The sequence below is a fragment of the Pseudomonas sp. ICMP 460 genome, assembly GCF_002723595.1.
GTDB lineage: Bacteria > Pseudomonadota > Gammaproteobacteria > Pseudomonadales > Pseudomonadaceae > Aquipseudomonas > Aquipseudomonas kitaguniensis.
Window position 1 is genome coordinate 68,254 of record NZ_LKBR01000001.1, and the last position, 14,740, is coordinate 82,993.

14 protein-coding genes and 1 pseudogene are annotated in these 14,740 nt (G+C 59.6%); 6 read left to right on the forward strand and 9 right to left on the reverse strand.

Features of this window, described 5'->3' with window-relative positions; translation table 11 throughout:
- The 5 genes from pqqA to pqqE all read left to right on the forward strand — a co-directional run bounded on the left by pqqA (window position 1) and on the right by pqqE (window position 3,217).
- Complete coding sequence (pqqA, locus tag AO240_RS00315; RefSeq protein WP_003194766.1) at window positions 1–75, forward strand: pyrroloquinoline quinone precursor peptide PqqA; 75 nt, start codon at window positions 1–3, stop codon at window positions 73–75.
- A 71-nt stretch (window positions 76–146) separates the two neighbouring features.
- On the forward strand, window positions 147–1,058 hold the full coding sequence (gene pqqB, locus AO240_RS00320; protein WP_099234716.1) for a pyrroloquinoline quinone biosynthesis protein PqqB: 912 nt from the start codon (window positions 147–149) through the stop codon (window positions 1,056–1,058).
- Window positions 1,059–1,069: 11 nt separating this feature from the next.
- The gene (gene pqqC / locus AO240_RS00325; RefSeq protein ID WP_058415246.1) at window positions 1,070–1,822 is read left to right on the forward strand and encodes a pyrroloquinoline-quinone synthase PqqC; all 753 of its coding nucleotides are present in this window, start codon (window positions 1,070–1,072) and stop codon (window positions 1,820–1,822) included.
- On the forward strand, window positions 1,819–2,094 hold the full coding sequence (gene pqqD, locus AO240_RS00330; RefSeq protein WP_099234717.1) for a pyrroloquinoline quinone biosynthesis peptide chaperone PqqD: 276 nt from the start codon (window positions 1,819–1,821) through the stop codon (window positions 2,092–2,094). Before pqqC ends, pqqD begins: the two co-directional genes overlap by 4 nt.
- The gene (pqqE, locus tag AO240_RS00335; RefSeq protein WP_058415244.1) at window positions 2,087–3,217 is read left to right on the forward strand and encodes a pyrroloquinoline quinone biosynthesis protein PqqE; all 1,131 of its coding nucleotides are present in this window, start codon (window positions 2,087–2,089) and stop codon (window positions 3,215–3,217) included. Before pqqD ends, pqqE begins: the two co-directional genes overlap by 8 nt.
- A gap of 5 nt (window positions 3,218–3,222) precedes the next feature.
- Here the strand turns inward: pqqE and AO240_RS00340 are convergent, their stop codons facing one another.
- From AO240_RS00340 to AO240_RS00355, 4 genes and pseudogenes are all read right to left on the reverse strand, one after another.
- Complete coding sequence (locus AO240_RS00340) at window positions 3,223–3,381, reverse strand: YqaE/Pmp3 family membrane protein (RefSeq protein WP_082649098.1); 159 nt, start codon at window positions 3,379–3,381, stop codon at window positions 3,223–3,225.
- A gap of 95 nt (window positions 3,382–3,476) precedes the next feature.
- Window positions 3,477–3,797 (reverse strand): DNA-binding transcriptional regulator, encoded by a 321-nt coding sequence (locus AO240_RS00345; protein ID WP_058415243.1) that lies wholly within the window; start codon window positions 3,795–3,797, stop codon window positions 3,477–3,479.
- Window positions 3,781–4,145, reverse strand: a pseudogene (locus tag AO240_RS00350) (type II toxin-antitoxin system RelE/ParE family toxin). Before AO240_RS00350 ends, AO240_RS00345 begins: the two are co-directional and overlap by 17 nt.
- Window positions 4,146–4,380: 235 nt before the next feature.
- Window positions 4,381–5,643 (reverse strand): aspartate aminotransferase family protein, encoded by a 1,263-nt coding sequence (locus AO240_RS00355; RefSeq protein ID WP_099234718.1) that lies wholly within the window; start codon window positions 5,641–5,643, stop codon window positions 4,381–4,383.
- 209 nt (window positions 5,644–5,852) lie between these two features.
- Between AO240_RS00355 and AO240_RS00360 the strand changes: the two genes are divergently transcribed.
- Window positions 5,853–6,752, forward strand: coding sequence for a LysR family transcriptional regulator (locus AO240_RS00360; RefSeq protein ID WP_058415241.1), 900 nt, complete (start codon window positions 5,853–5,855; stop codon window positions 6,750–6,752).
- A gap of 226 nt (window positions 6,753–6,978) precedes the next feature.
- Here the strand turns inward: AO240_RS00360 and AO240_RS00365 are convergent, their stop codons facing one another.
- From AO240_RS00365 to AO240_RS00385, 5 genes are all read right to left on the reverse strand, one after another.
- Window positions 6,979–8,757: an acyl-CoA dehydrogenase C-terminal domain-containing protein gene (locus AO240_RS00365; protein ID WP_099234719.1), complete on the reverse strand. Its 1,779-nt coding sequence runs from the start codon at window positions 8,755–8,757 to the stop codon at window positions 6,979–6,981.
- A gap of 162 nt (window positions 8,758–8,919) precedes the next feature.
- Entirely contained in the window at window positions 8,920–10,692 is a 1,773-nt protein-coding gene (locus AO240_RS00370; RefSeq protein WP_099234720.1) for an acyl-CoA dehydrogenase C-terminal domain-containing protein, read from the reverse strand.
- Between the two features lie 90 nt (window positions 10,693–10,782).
- Window positions 10,783–12,072, reverse strand: coding sequence for a diguanylate cyclase (locus tag AO240_RS00375; protein ID WP_099234721.1), 1,290 nt, complete (start codon window positions 12,070–12,072; stop codon window positions 10,783–10,785).
- A 207-nt stretch (window positions 12,073–12,279) separates the two neighbouring features.
- Window positions 12,280–14,085, reverse strand: a complete 1,806-nt coding sequence (locus AO240_RS00380; RefSeq protein WP_058415237.1) for a phenylacyl-CoA dehydrogenase — start codon at window positions 14,083–14,085, stop codon at window positions 12,280–12,282.
- A gap of 372 nt (window positions 14,086–14,457) precedes the next feature.
- The gene (locus AO240_RS00385) at window positions 14,458–14,739 is read right to left on the reverse strand and encodes a hypothetical protein (RefSeq protein ID WP_058415236.1); all 282 of its coding nucleotides are present in this window, start codon (window positions 14,737–14,739) and stop codon (window positions 14,458–14,460) included.
- Between the last annotated feature and the right edge of the window lies 1 nt (window position 14,740).

Consider the following 14,740-nt stretch of genomic DNA (forward strand, 5'->3'; position numbering starts at 1 on the left):
ATGACCTGGTCAAAACCTGCTTACACCGACCTGCGCATCGGTTTCGAAGTCACCATGTACTTCGCCAGCCGTTAATTGGCTGAGTAATACAACGCCTCGGTTCGCCCGGGGCGTTTTTGTTTTGAGCTGTGCTTGATGGAGCGAACATGTTTGTCCAGATTCTAGGTTCCGCCGCCGGCGGTGGCTTCCCGCAGTGGAACTGCAACTGCGTGAATTGCGCGGGTTTTCGCGACGGCAGCCTACGGGCGCACGCGCGCACTCAGTCGTCTATCGCGATCTCGGACGATGGCGTGAATTGGGTGCTGTGCAATGCTTCGCCGGATATTCGCGCGCAACTGCAGAGCTTTGCGCCGATGCAACCCGGCCGCGCGCTGCGCGATACCGGCATCAGCGCGATCATCCTGATGGACAGCCAGATCGACCACACCACCGGCTTGTTGAGCCTGCGTGAAGGCTGCCCGCACTCAGTGTGGTGCACCGACATGGTCCATGAAGACCTGAGCAGCGGTTTTCCACTGTTCACCATGCTCACCCACTGGAACGGCGGCCTGGCCTGGAACCGTATCGAGCTGGACGCCAGCTTCACCATCCCGGCCTGCCCCAACTTGCGTTTCACGCCGCTGCCGCTGCGCAGCGCCGCGCCGCCCTACTCGCCACACCGCTTCGACCCGCACCCGGGCGACAACATCGGCCTGATCGTCGAAGACCTGCGCACCGGCGGCAAACTGTTCTATGCGCCTGGCTTGGGCAAAGTCGATGCGCCGTTGCTGGAGATTATGGCCGGCAGCGATTGCCTGCTGGTGGACGGTACGATGTGGGATGACGACGAAATGCAGCGCCGTGGCGTCGGCACGCGCACCGGCCGCGAGATGGGCCACCTGGCGCAAAACGGCCCCGGCGGCATGCTCGAAGTGCTGGAGCAATTGCCCACCCAACGCAAAGTGCTCATTCACATCAACAACACCAACCCGATCCTCGATGAAGACTCCCTCGAGCGAGCGGAACTGGTGCGGCGCAATGTCGAAGTGGCTTACGACGGCATGAGCATCCAATTGTAGGAGCAAACCAAATGACTGACACACCGCTGACGCGCGAAGCCTTTGAGCAGGCGTTGCGGGCCAAGGGCGCCTTCTACCATATCTATCACCCGTATCACGTGGCGATGTATGAAGGTCGTGCTACCCGCGAGCAGATCCAGGGCTGGGTCGCCAACCGTTTTTACTACCAGGTGAACATCCCGTTGAAGGACGCCGCGATCCTGGCCAACTGCCCGGACCGTGAGATCCGCCGTGAGTGGATCCAGCGCTTGCTCGACCACGACGGCGCGCCCGGTGAAGACGGCGGTATCGAGGCCTGGCTGCGTTTGGGCCAGGCCGTCGGCCTCGACCCGGACCAACTGCGCTCCCAGGAGCTGGTGCTGCCCGGCGTGCGTTTTGCGGTGGATGCCTACGTCAACTTTGCGCGCCGTGCCAGTTGGCAAGAAGCTGCGAGCAGCTCGCTGACTGAACTGTTCGCGCCGCAGATTCACCAATCGCGGCTCGACAGCTGGCCGCAGCATTACCCGTGGATCGACCCTGCCGGTTATGAATATTTCCGTACCCGTCTGGGCCAGGCCCGGCGCGACGTGGAGCACGGTTTAGCGATTACGCTGCAACACTACACCACCCGCGAAGGCCAGGAGCGGATGCTGGAAATACTCCAGTTCAAGCTCGACATCCTGTGGAGCATGCTCGACGCCATGAGCATGGCCTACGAACTCAACCGCCCGCCCTATCACAGCGTGACCGAGCAGCGGGTGTGGCATAAAGGGATCACCCTATGAGCTTTGATCGCAGCAAAAAACCGACGTGGCGTCAGGGCTATCGCTACCAGTACGAGCCCGCGCAAAAAGGCCACGTATTGCTCTACCCGGAAGGCATGATCAAGCTCAATGACAGCGCCGCATTGATCGGTGGTTTGATCGACGGCGAGCGTGACGTGGCTGCCATTATCGCCGAGCTGGACAAGCAGTTCCCCGGCGTACCGGAGCTCGCTGCAGACATCGAGCAATTCATGGAGGTCGCCCGTGCTGAGCACTGGATCACCCTTGCCTGAGACGCCAGCCATTGGCCTGCCGCTGTGGTTGCTCGCCGAGCTGACCTATCGCTGCCCGTTGCAGTGCCCATATTGCTCCAACCCGCTGGATTTTGCCGAGCAGGGCAAAGAGCTGAGTACCGAGCAGTGGATCAAGGTATTTCGCGAAGCGCGGGAGATGGGCGCGGCGCAACTGGGGTTTTCCGGTGGCGAGCCACTGGTGCGCCAAGACCTCGCCGAGCTGATCGCCGAGGCGCGCAAGCTGGGCTTCTACACCAACTTGATCACCTCCGGCATCGGCCTCACCGAGCAAAAGATCAGCGACTTCAAGAAGGCCGGGCTGGACCATATCCAGATCAGCTTCCAGGCCAGTGACGAGCAAGTGAACAACCTGCTGGCTGGCTCGAAAAAAGCGTTCGCGCAAAAGTTGGAAATGGCCCGCGCGGTCAAGGCGCACGGCTATCCGATGGTGCTTAACTTTGTCACGCATCGGCACAATATCGACAAGATCGACCGCATCATCGAGTTGTGCATCGCGCTGGAGGCGGACTTCGTCGAACTCGCCACCTGCCAGTTCTACGGCTGGGCGCAGCTCAATCGTGTGGGGTTGTTACCGACGCAAGAACAACTGGTGCGTGCCGAACGCATCACCAACGAATACCGCGCCAAGCTCGAAGCCGAAGGCCACCCGTGCAAACTGATATTCGTGACGCCGGATTACTACGAGGAGCGCCCTAAAGCCTGCATGAATGGCTGGGGCAGCCTATTTCTGACGGTAACGCCGGACGGCACTGCCCTGCCCTGTCACGGTGCCCGACAGCTACCCGTGCAATTTCCCAACGTGCGCGATCACAGCATGCAGCACATCTGGTACGACTCGTTCGGGTTCAACCGCTTTCGCGGTTACGACTGGATGCCGGAGCCGTGCCGTTCATGCGATGAAAAGGAAAAAGACTTCGGCGGCTGCCGTTGCCAGGCGTTCATGCTCACGGGGGACGCGAGCAACGCTGATCCGGTGTGCAGCAAGTCCGAGCAGCACGGCATCATCCTGCAAGCGCGGGAAGAAGCCGAACACGCCACTCAGACTATTGAGCAATTGGCCTTTCGCAACGAGCGCAACTCACGGCTCATCGCAAAAGGCTAAAGGCCTCAGCGCTTGGCGATGATGTACACGGCGTGAATGATGCCGGGGAAATAACCGCACAAGGTCAGCAGAATATTCAGCCAGAACGCGCCAGCAAAACCCACTTGCATGAACACACCCAGTGGCGGCAGCAAAATGGCGATGATGATACGAATGATGTCCATGGGTTCAGCTCCAAAAAATCGGCTCGTGTGAGCCGTGTAGCTAATCGACCTTGAGCACTCGTGAGGGTTCAGTGGGTTCTGGCATTGCGCCATCTTCAGGCGAGAATTTCCAGGCCGTGCTTTTGTACGATACTCAGCAACTTGAGCGCCATGCCGCTGGGTTGCTTCTCGCCGGATTCCCATTTTTTCACGGTAGAGGCGCTGGTGTTCAGGTAGCGGGCAAACACCGGTTGGCTGACGTGGCTGTTTTCGCGCAGTTGTTTGATTTGCTCGGCCGGGATTTGTGCCGGTGCAGGTGCAAAGCACATCGCGTCGAATTCTCGGAGCGTGGTCTTGCTGATGGCGCCAATCGAATACAACGCCTCGGCCGATTGATGAACGGACTCCAGCGCTTCACTTTCATATTTTCTGGTCATGATGTATCTCCACAAACTCCTTCATATCCAGTAGCTGCTGGACCTGTGCTTGATTTAAACCTTCATAGGTCTTTGCAATCGCCCGAAGCCCGACCAGATCGTTTTGACTGATGTTGCTTTGGTCCTGCTTAGCGAACAGAAGCTGATAAACCCAGTAATGCCTGCCCTTGGCCAGCACCATAGAACGATGTCTATTCTGGTTGAGGCGCTTTTTCCACACACCACCACCCAAATTATTCGCCTGGCCTTTGAGCATCTCGCCAAATGCTCCCTCAACTCAGCATCGCAAATCCATGCCTTGCTGGCTGCATCCGCAAAACTGCGAGTTTTGAACAATCTTAGCCTCATGGTCATCCCTTCCGCCAAACATACCACCCAGTGGTATAGATTAGAAATGGCGCACGCAAAAAGTGTGCGAGCCCTTTCGGCAGTCCTTGCCGACGCCCGCTAAAAAGCCATGCTTTCCACCCAGTCTCAAGCGATCATTGCAGTCCAAAAATGTCACGCACAAAAAAACGCCCCCAGCCAAAAGAATCAGGCTGGAGGCGCCGCGTATGTCGCGAGACGGTTCAGAAACAGGCGGTTAAACAGCAATGCCTTTGCGGCATTGCAATTGGGCAGTGCGTACACGCGCAAAGGCGCGCGCGAGGCGCAGCAGCATGTCGTCAATGTGGTTTTTGCCGACGTTCAAGGCCGGGGTAAAACGTAGACAGTTGGGCTGCGGCGCGGTGAGGATCAAGCCTTCGTGCAGCGCTGCCTTTACCACTGCATCTGCAGAATCATCCGACAACGTCAGCCCCCACATCAGGCCATGGCCGCGTAACTGGCCATGGTCGTAGCGATAGGCCACTCGGGCCAGGCCTTCGCCCAGGTACAGGCCGCACTCACGCACCTGCTCGAGAAAGCCGTTCTCTGACACGGCATCAAGTACTGCCACGCCGGCCGCTGCCATCAATGCATTGCCATGATGGGTGCCTTCCAATTCTCCCACCTCGAAGCAACAGGCCTTGCCGCGCGCCAGCAATGCGGCCAAAGGCACGCCGCCGCCCAGGCCTTTGCCGAGGGTGATGATGTCGGCGCGCACGCCGTAGTGTTGTTCCACGAGCAAGGTGCCGCAGCGACCGATGCCGGTGTGCACTTCGTCGAGAATCAGCAAAATGCCCAGTTCACGGCACAGGCGCTCAACGCCCTTGAGGTAGTGTTCTGTCGCGGGTATCACGCCGGCTTCGCCCTGGATCGGCTCCAACATAATTGCGACAGTTTGCGCATCCACCGCCGCATGCAACGCCGGCAGGTCGTTGAACGGTACGTGACTGAAACCCGGCAATTGCGGTTCAAAGCGGTTTGCACTGGCGCCCGCCGAGGCTGCCAGCGCCGCAAAACTGCGGCCGTGGCAAGCGTTACTGGCGCTGATGATGCGATAAGCGCCGCCACGATGCAGTTGGCCCCATTTGCGCGCCAACTTGATCGCCGCTTCGCAGGCTTCCGTGCCGCTGTTGAGCAGATAGGCCTGATCGCTGCCGGTGCGTTGGCAAAGGCGGTCGACGAGGTTAAGTTGCGCGCCGTTGTGCAGGCCGTTTCCGGGGTTTATCAAGGCGTGGGTCTGATCGGCCAGAGCTTTGATCAACACCTGCGGGCTGTGACCGAGGCTGTTGGCGGCGTTGCCCTGGCTGAAATCCAGGTAGGCACGGCCATCACTGTCCCAAAGCCACGCGCCTTGGCCGCGCACAAAGACCTGCGGCGGCCTGGCTACGGTGCGCATCAGCGATTCGCCGGGCACATCCTTGTGTCGCGCATTCAGCAGCAAATCGTCCAGGCTTGGCACAGGGCGACGGAACAGATTCACAGGTGCCTCCCAATGGCAACCGGACCTTGGTCTGTGCTCCCTGCAAACACTGCATTGATGTTTGTTGCCTTGCCTATGTAAACACCTTCAACACACACGCTGTTCATTGCCCGATCCGGCCCTGTAATCCCTGCGAATAGGCGCTAGACTAGGCGTCTCAGACCCCATCAGCCATTTCGATTTTCGAGCTATTTCGATAAGCAAACCTTATGGATTTCAAACAACTGCGTTATTTCGTCGCGGTCTATGAAGAAGGCCACGTAGGCCGCGCAGCCGAGCGCCTGTCGATCTCCCAACCGGCGCTGTCGCAACAGATTCGCCAACTCGAACAGAACCTGGACGTGAGCCTGTTCGAGCGCAGCAGCAAGCGCCTGTTGCCCACATTGGCCGCGCACACCTTGTACAACCACGCCTTGCCGTTGATTGATGGCATGCAACACGCCATCGAAGCCTTGCGCAACTTCAAGGGCCAGGCGATGCGCACGCTGGCCATTGGCGTGCTGCAAACCGTGCACACCAGCCTGGTTCCGCAAATGCTCGAACGCGTGCGCAAAGCGCAGCCACATTTGGTGGTGCAGATCTACGAACTGACCGGGCTTGAAATCGAACGCCGGCTGCTCAACGGCTCGCTGGATATTGGTATCAGTTACCTGCCGCCACGCCAGCCGGGGTTACACGGCGTGCTGTTGTATGAAGATGAGTTAAAGGTGGTGATCCCGGACGACCATCCTTTGCGTGAATTCAAGAAGGTCTCGCTGAAACAGGCAGCCGAGTTGCCGATGTTGCTGTTGGGGGAGGAGTTTCAAATACGGCAGATCTGGCAGGGCCAGTTGGCTAATCTGGGGCGGCGCCCGCAAGTGCAGGCCGAGCTGAATACGATGGCGGGGATTCTCGACAGTTTGCCGCACACCCAATTGGCGACGGTGCTGCCTGGGCGCTCCCAGGACGAACACAATAGTCAGTTGCTGCTGTGGAAACCCTTGAGTGAACCGAGAGTGCCGCTGAAAGTGGGCTTGGTGTGCCGCGATGTGCAGCGCCAGCAAGCGACGATGGCGTTGCTGCGCACCTTGCTCGAGGACGTGATGAATGCCCCGCAGGCGCAGGCCTGACTTTTTCGCGGGCAAAAGAAAACCCCGCCGAAGCGGGGTTTTGCAGACTGTTTCCCTGACATCCATTTCACTCCGCCGTCCTGGCAGAATCCTACGTGTCCGTGTTGTTTCTTTGCGCTTCCTGCGCTACGTCCATGTGAAGTAGATTATCCGTGGATCCAATTTGGCGATAGAGGACGAATAGCAGCACGTCGTGTAAGAGAATGCTTACACGCTCTTTTCGCCCTTAAAACAGCGCCTCATCCATCAGGAACAGCGATTCGCTGCCGGCTTTTACCGAAGCGCTCAGCGAGTGAATACGCGGCAGCAAGCGGGCAAAGTAGAAACGTGCAGTGCCCAGCTTGCTGGCATAGAAGTCTTCCTCAGCCTCTTTGCCAAACGCCGCCTTGGCCATGCGCGCCCACATATAGGCATAAGCCACGTAGCCGAAGGCATGCAGGTACTCCACCGACGCCGCGCCGATTTCATTCGGGTTGGTTTTGGCGCGGTCCAGCACCCACGCCGTCAATTCATCCAGGTGGGTCACGGCTGCGCTGAGCGGGCGGGTAAATTCGCCCAGCTCGGCGCCTGCCGTGGCGATGAACTGGCGGATCTCCTCGGCGAACAAGGTGTAGAACGCGCCGTCGCTGCCGACGATCTTGCGCCCTACCAAGTCCAGCGCCTGAATGCCGTTGGTGCCTTCGTAGATCTGCGTGATGCGCACGTCACGCACCAACTGCTCCTGGCCCCACTCGCGAATGTAGCCGTGGCCGCCAAACACCTGCTGGCCGAGCACCGTGGTTTCAAGGCCGAGGTCGCTGAGAAACGCCTTGGCCACCGGGGTCAGCAACGCCACCAGGCTGTCTGCACGCTCGCGCGCGCGGGGATCTTCGCTGAACTTGGCGATGTCCAACTGGGTTGCCACGTAAGTGGAGAACGCACGGCCACCTTCGTTCGCAGCTTTCATGGTCAGCAGCATGCGGCGCACGTCGGGGTGCACGATGATCGGGTCGGCGACTTTGTCCTTGGCCTGCGCGCCGGTCGGCGAACGGCTTTGCAGACGGTCACGGGCGTACTCAATGGCGTTTTGATAAGACCGCTCACCCGACGCCAGGCCCTGAATACCCACCCCCAGGCGCTCATAGTTCATCATGGTGAACATCGCCGCCAGACCACGGTTCGGCTCGCCCACCAGATAGCCCACGGCCTGGTCAAAGTTCATCACGCAGGTAGCCGACGCCTGGATGCCCATCTTGTGTTCGATCGAGCCGCAGGTCACCGCGTTGCGCGCGCCCAGGCTACCGTCGGCATTGACCATGAACTTGGGCACCAGAAACAGCGAGATACCCTTCGGACCCGCCGGTGCATCCGGCAGCTTGGCCAACACCAGGTGGATGATGTTTTCGGTGAGGTCGTGTTCGCCACCGGTGATAAAAATCTTGCTGCCGCTGAGGGTGTAGGAGCCGTCGGCCTGAGGCTCGGCCTTGGTGCGGATAATGCCCAAATCCGTACCGGCATGCGCTTCGGTCAGGCACATGGAACCGGCCCACTCACCCGAGTACATTTTCGGCAGATACGTGGCCTTGAGCGCTTCGCTGGCGTGAGTGTTGATCGACACACAAGCGCCGGACGTCAGCATCGGGTACAGGCCGAACGCCAGGCTCGCCGAGTTGATCATCTCTTCGACTTGCGCCGATACCGCCTTGGGCATGCCCATGCCACCGAACGCCGGGTCGCCACCTACACCCACCCAACCGCCTTCAGCGTAGGTTTTGTAGGCGTGTGGATAACCGTCCGGGGTGCTGACAACCGTGTCCGCCCAGCGGCAGCCTTGTTCATCGCCACCGCGATTGATCGGCGCAATGGTTTTGGTGCTGACTTTGCCGGCTTCTTCGAGGATAGCCTCGACGGTTTCGGCATCCACGGTGTCTGCCAATGCCGGCAATTGAGCCCACGTTTTTGCGACCTCAAAAACTTCGTTGAGGACGAAGCGCATATCACGCAGCGGCGCTTTGTAATCAGCCATGGCAAACCTCGTGAGAACGTAAAAAGTGATTCGGTGAGATCGGTTTTACAGGCTCCGAGTGTACCCGAACAACTTTTCAGACACATAGGGTCCGTTCGTGACCAGCAAGTATTTATAAGTCACGCCGGGAGTCACAGGTGAACCCTTTTGAGTCAATTACGCTTACAGGGCGAACGCCTCCGCCGGCAGGCTCATCAGGCACTCGCTGCCCGCCTCCACGGCGGCTCGGTGCGCTGCAGTGCGCGGTAGCAGGCGCTTGAAGTAGAAATCGCACGTCGCCAATTTGGCTTGGGCAAACGCGGCGTCATCAACCTGAGCCTGAGCCGAGATCGCCATGCGCAGCCACAGGTAGGCCAGAATGATGTAACCGCTGTACATCAAGTAATCCACGGCTGCCGCGCCCACTTCATCCGGGTTTTTCATCGCCGCCATGCCGACCTTCATCGTCAGCTCGCCCCATTGCTGGTTCAGTTGATTGAGCTGCTCCACATGCGCCTTGAGCTGCGGGTGCCCGGCATTCGCTGCGCAGAACTTATGCACGATTTTGGTAAACCCGCGCAGCAGCTTGCCCTGACTACCGAGCACCTTGCGCCCGAGCAGGTCGAGCGCCTGAATGCCGTTGGTGCCTTCATAGATCGGCGCAATCCGCGCATCCCGTGCCAGTTGTTCCATGCCCCATTCACGAATATAGCCGTGGCCACCGAATACCTGCATGCCGTGGTTGGTCACTTCCAGCCCGGTATCGGTCATAAACGCTTTGCAGATGGGCGTCAGGAACGCCAACAAGTCTTCGGCTTCCTGGCGCTCAGCGGCGTCTTGGCTCAGGTGCGCGGTGTCGAGCAGTTGCGCGGTGAAATAAGCCAGCGCGCGGTTGCCTTCGTTGAGGGCTTTCATGGTCAGCAACATACGGCGCACGTCGGCGTGCACGATAATCGGGTCGGCGGCTTTCTCGGGAGCCTTGGCGCCGCTGAGTGAACGCATTTGCAGGCGGTCGTTGGCGTATTTGATCGCGCCCTGAAAACTCGCCTCGCCATTGCACAGGCCCTGCATGCCGGTGCCCAGGCGCGCGTGGTTCATCATGGTGAACATGCAATTGAGGCCTTTATTCGCCTCGCCAATCAGCACGCCCTTGGCGCCGTCGAAGTTCAGCACGCAGGTCGCCGAGGCCTTGATGCCCATTTTGTGCTCGATGGCGCCGCAGTGCACCGCATTGCGCTCGCCCGAATCCGCATGGAACTTGGGCACGATAAACAACGAGATGCCTTTGGTGCCCGCTGGGGCATCCGGCAGCTTGGCCAGCACCAGATGGATAATGTTGGCGCTGAGGTCATGCTCGCCGGCTGATATGAAGATTTTGCTGCCGGTGAGCGCGTAACTGCCATCCGCCTGTGGCACGGCGCGGGTTTTGATCAGGCCCAGGTCGGTGCCGCAATGCGCTTCGGTCAGGCACATGGTGCCGGTCCACTCACCGGCGGTGAGCTTGTTCAGGTAGGTGGCTTTCTGCTCCTCGGTGCCGTGCGCATGAATCGCTGCCATCGCGCCATGCGTCAGCCCAGGGTACATGCCCCACGACGTGTTGCTGGAGCCGATCATTTCGCTCAGCACCAGGCCCAACGAGTGCGGCAAGCCCTGGCCACCGTAGGCCGGGTCTGCGGCCAGGCCGTGCCAACCGCCTTCCACGTACTGGGCGAAAGCGTCCTTGAAGCCTTTGGGTGTAGTAACCACGCCGTTCTCGAAATGACAGCCTTCTTCGTCGCCGCTGCGATTGAGCGGCGACAGCACGTTCTCGCAGAATTTGGCGCCTTCTTCGAGGATCGCACCGACCATATCCGGGCTGGCGTCGGTCGCGCCCAAGGCAGCGTAGTGGCCGTGGAAGTCGAACACGGTGTCGATCAGAAAGCGCATATCGCGCAAGGGAGCTTTGTAGTCAGGCATGGCAATGTCTCCGGCAGCAGATGGGTTCAAGCTACTGCCGGCCACCGCCGCAAACAATCATTGTAGAACCGCTGAATACACCACCATCACTCAACCGGCAGCACTCTCCATGCGCACCGCGCCACGACGGGTTTGCCCGGCGGCGACCACGCAGTTACGCCCGGCGCCCTTGGCCGCGTAGAGCGCCTGGTCGGCGGATTTGAGCACCTCTTCCGGGGTGCGCTGCTCGGCCTGGCGCTCGGCCACGCCGATGCTCACGGTCACCGACACACTCGATGCGCCGCCGGCCGTGCGGCGCTGGCGGCCTTGCAGGTCGTCATGCGGACGGTCCGGGTTGCGCAGCTTGATGTCATACGTGGCGATGACCTCGCGGATCTCGTCCAGATGCGGCATGCATTCGTCCAGCGTTTTGCCGGCAAACACCACGGCAAACTCTTCACCGCCATAACGGTACGCGCGCCCGCCACCATTGACCCTGGACAGTTTGCTGGCGACCAGGCGCAGTACCTGGTCGCCCACGTCGTGGCCATGCGTGTCGTTAAAGCGCTTGAAGTGGTCGACGTCGGTCATCGCCAGCACGTAATTACGCCCCAGCCGTTGCATGCGCTCATTGAGTGCGCGGCGCCCCGGCAAACCGGTCAGCTCATCGCGAAAGGCCATTTGATAGGCTTCATGGGCCACACCAGCGGCGATCATCAACATCACCTGGCTGCAAATGATGTTCAGGGTGAACGGCAGAATGAACGTCTGCGGCAACATCCAGAACAACCCCAACAGCCCGACCAGTTGCGCCGCATGCAACGGGCGCGGCTGGCGCCAGTACTGCGCCGCCAGGGCAACAAAACCAATCATGAACATGGGGTACGACAACTGGATCAGGTTCATCCAACTGCCATGCAAGGCCGGCCAGCGAATCTCCGCCAGCCAGTTCAGCAAACCCTGCGGGAAACTTTGCTCAAGCGCCAAGGCCACGCTACCGATGGCGAAGAGCACTGCGCAGCGGGCAACGAAGTCGCGAAACAGGTGGGTTTTCTCCTGCCACAGCGCATAAATAGTGAACAGCAGCGGCAACAACAGGCAACACAGATGGAAGACCACCGCCGCATCTTCGCGCACACGGCCATTGTCACGGTAGTAATCGGTCTGGGTATCCAACAGAAAGTAAACGACATACACCGTGATCATCAGGAACAGTTCACGCTGGCGACGATACACCGCGCAGTACGCACCGCCGAGCAGCAGCACCAGGGTCGGCAGCACGTTGAACAGCGAGGTGAAGAACACATTCAGGTCTTTAACGTACGCAGCCGAGAGCCCCGCCAGCAACAGCAGCAGCGAAGGAATAAAATGACTGACACGCACAGCGGACACGCGCAACAAAGGTAAAGCTCCGACACGCAAAAGAGTGATGGCACAGTGCCTGCTTGGCGACAGTTAAGCACACACCGGCAGCGATGTATCACATTGCCATCACTTTAACGGCAGGGCACCTCATTCCCTGAGCGCCGCACGCTGGTTTTTTATCAAGCAAAAAAAGCCGCCACTCCGGTCAGGGAGCGGCGGCGCTTTAGGTAAACCCGGAAAGGCTTAGTAAGCCAGGCCGAAGTTCTCTTCTTTCATGTCCATCAGGTTATTGGCGCCCGACAACATGGTGGCCTTGTGGGTCTGGGTACGCGGCAGGATGCGCTGGAAGTAGAAGCGCGCGGTCTGCAGCTTGGCGGTGTAGAACGCTTCTTCGGTGGTGCCGGCAGCCAGTTTTTCAGCCGCCAGGCGCGCCATGTCGGCCCAGAAGTAAGCCAGGCACGCGTAGCCGGAATACATCAGGTAGTCCACCGAAGCGGCACCGACTTCTTCACGGTCTTTCATCGCGGCCATGCCGACTTTCATGGTCAACTCGCCCCACTCTTTGTTCAGTGCGGCCAGCGGTGCAACGAATTCTGTAATGGCTTCGTTGCCTTCGTTGGCCTGGCAGAACTTGTGCACGATCTTGGTGAAGCCCTTGAGCGCTTCGCCTTGGGTCATCAACACTTTACGGCCGAGCAGGTCCAGCGCCTGAATGCCGGTAGTGCCTTCGTACAGCATCGAAATGCGGCTGTCGCGAACGTTTTGCTCCATGCCCCACTCGGCGATGAAGCCGTGGCCGCCGTAGACCTGCACGCCGTGGTTGGCGGATTCAAAACCGACTTCGGTCATGAACGCCTTGGCGATTGGGGTCATGAAGGCCAGCAGGCCATCAGCCTGTTTTTTGGCTTCGTCGTCGGTGCCGTACTTGACGATGTCGACTTGCTTGGCGGTGAAGTACACCATCGCACGGTTGCCTTCGGCGAAGGCCTTCATGGTCAACAGCATGCGGCGCACATCAGGGTGCACGATGATCGGGTCAGCCGCTTTTTCCGGCGCTTTGGGGCCAGTCAGCGAACGCATTTGCAGGCGGTCGCGAGCGTATTTCAGGCCGCCCTGAAAACCGATCTCGGCGTGGGCCAGGCCTTGCAGCGCGGTGCCCAGGCGAGCGGTGTTCATAAAGGTGAACATGCAGTTCAGGCCTTTGTTCGCCGGGCCGATCAGAAAACCGGTGGCCGCGTCAAAGTTCATCACGCACGTGGCGTTACCGTGGATGCCCATTTTGTGTTCCAGGGAACCACAGGTCACCGCGTTGCGCGCGCCAATCGAACCGTCTGCGTTGGGCATGAATTTAGGCACGATAAACAGCGAGATGCCTTTGGTGCCGGCCGGTGCATCCGGCAGGCGCGCCAGTACGATGTGGACGATGTTATCGGCCATGTCGTGTTCACCGGCCGAGATGAAGATCTTGGTGCCGGAGACTTTGTAGCTGCCATCGGCCTGCGGCTCAGCCTTGGTGCGCAGCATGCCCAGGTCGGTGCCGCAGTGCGGCTCGGTCAGGCACATGGTGCCGGTCCATTCGCCCGACACCAGCTTGGTCAGGTAGGCGTCTTGCTGCTCAGGCGTACCGTGTTCGGAAATGGTGTTCATCGCACCGTGCGACAGGCCTGGGTACATGCCCCACGACCAGTTGGCTTCACCGACCATTTCGCTCACGGCCAAACCCAGCGATTCCGGCAGGCCTTGGCCGCCGTGCTCCACGTCGTGGGCCAGGCTAGGCCAGCCGCCTTCAACAAACTGTTTGTAAGCTTCTTTGAAACCAGTAGGGGTTTTAACGCCTGACTCGCTCCACGTGCACCCTTCGATGTCACCCACGCGGTTCAACGGCGCCAGCACTTGCTCACAAAACTTGGCGCCTTCCTCAAGAATGGCGTCAACCATGTCCGGGGTAGCGTCCTGGCAAGCCGGCAGGCTCTGATAATGGGCTTCATAACCGAGCAGTTCGTCACGAACGAAGCGAATATCACGCAAGGGGGCCTTGTAGTCAGGCATAGCGATAAACCTCTGCTGATGTAGCTGGGATGAACAACCGCATGGATGTGTAATGGCGGTCAAACAGATGTTTGAAACATACGTTTACGACCTACCCTTGTCAAGGGTCGCTCGGATGCCGTTTGTCTTGATGCAGGTCAGCAACGCGCACGGCAACGCCTGCGGCGGCTTGCCGCAGCCAGCAAAGATGCAAAGGGAATGGTGATCGATTGCCAAAGCGCTAAACACGCCAACGCCAGCTAAGGCGCCACCAATCAAATGTGGGAGCGGGCTTGCTCGCGATGCAGGCACTGCGTTACATCGGTAGACCGGGTTGATTGCATCGCGAGCAAGCCCGCTCCCACAAAGCGCTTTTGAGCTGAAAAGCGCGGTTCAGGCGTAGGTATCGATCAACGTGCCAAGCATTTCGTCCGAAGCCTTGGCGACTTTTGCGCCCAACTCCACTTGGAATTTGCCTTGGGCCATTTCAACCATGTTGCTCGCCGAGTTGCTCGGCTGGGCGCGGTCATTGGCTTGCAAGCGGTCGCTTTGTGCAGCGGATGGCTGAGTCGTCGCCGCGCTGGCGATTTTGCCGGCAGCCTGGTCGACACGGTTCTGCCCGGCCTGAATAGTGCTCAGGCCCGAATAAAACGCGCTGCTTCCAGAGATGTCCATG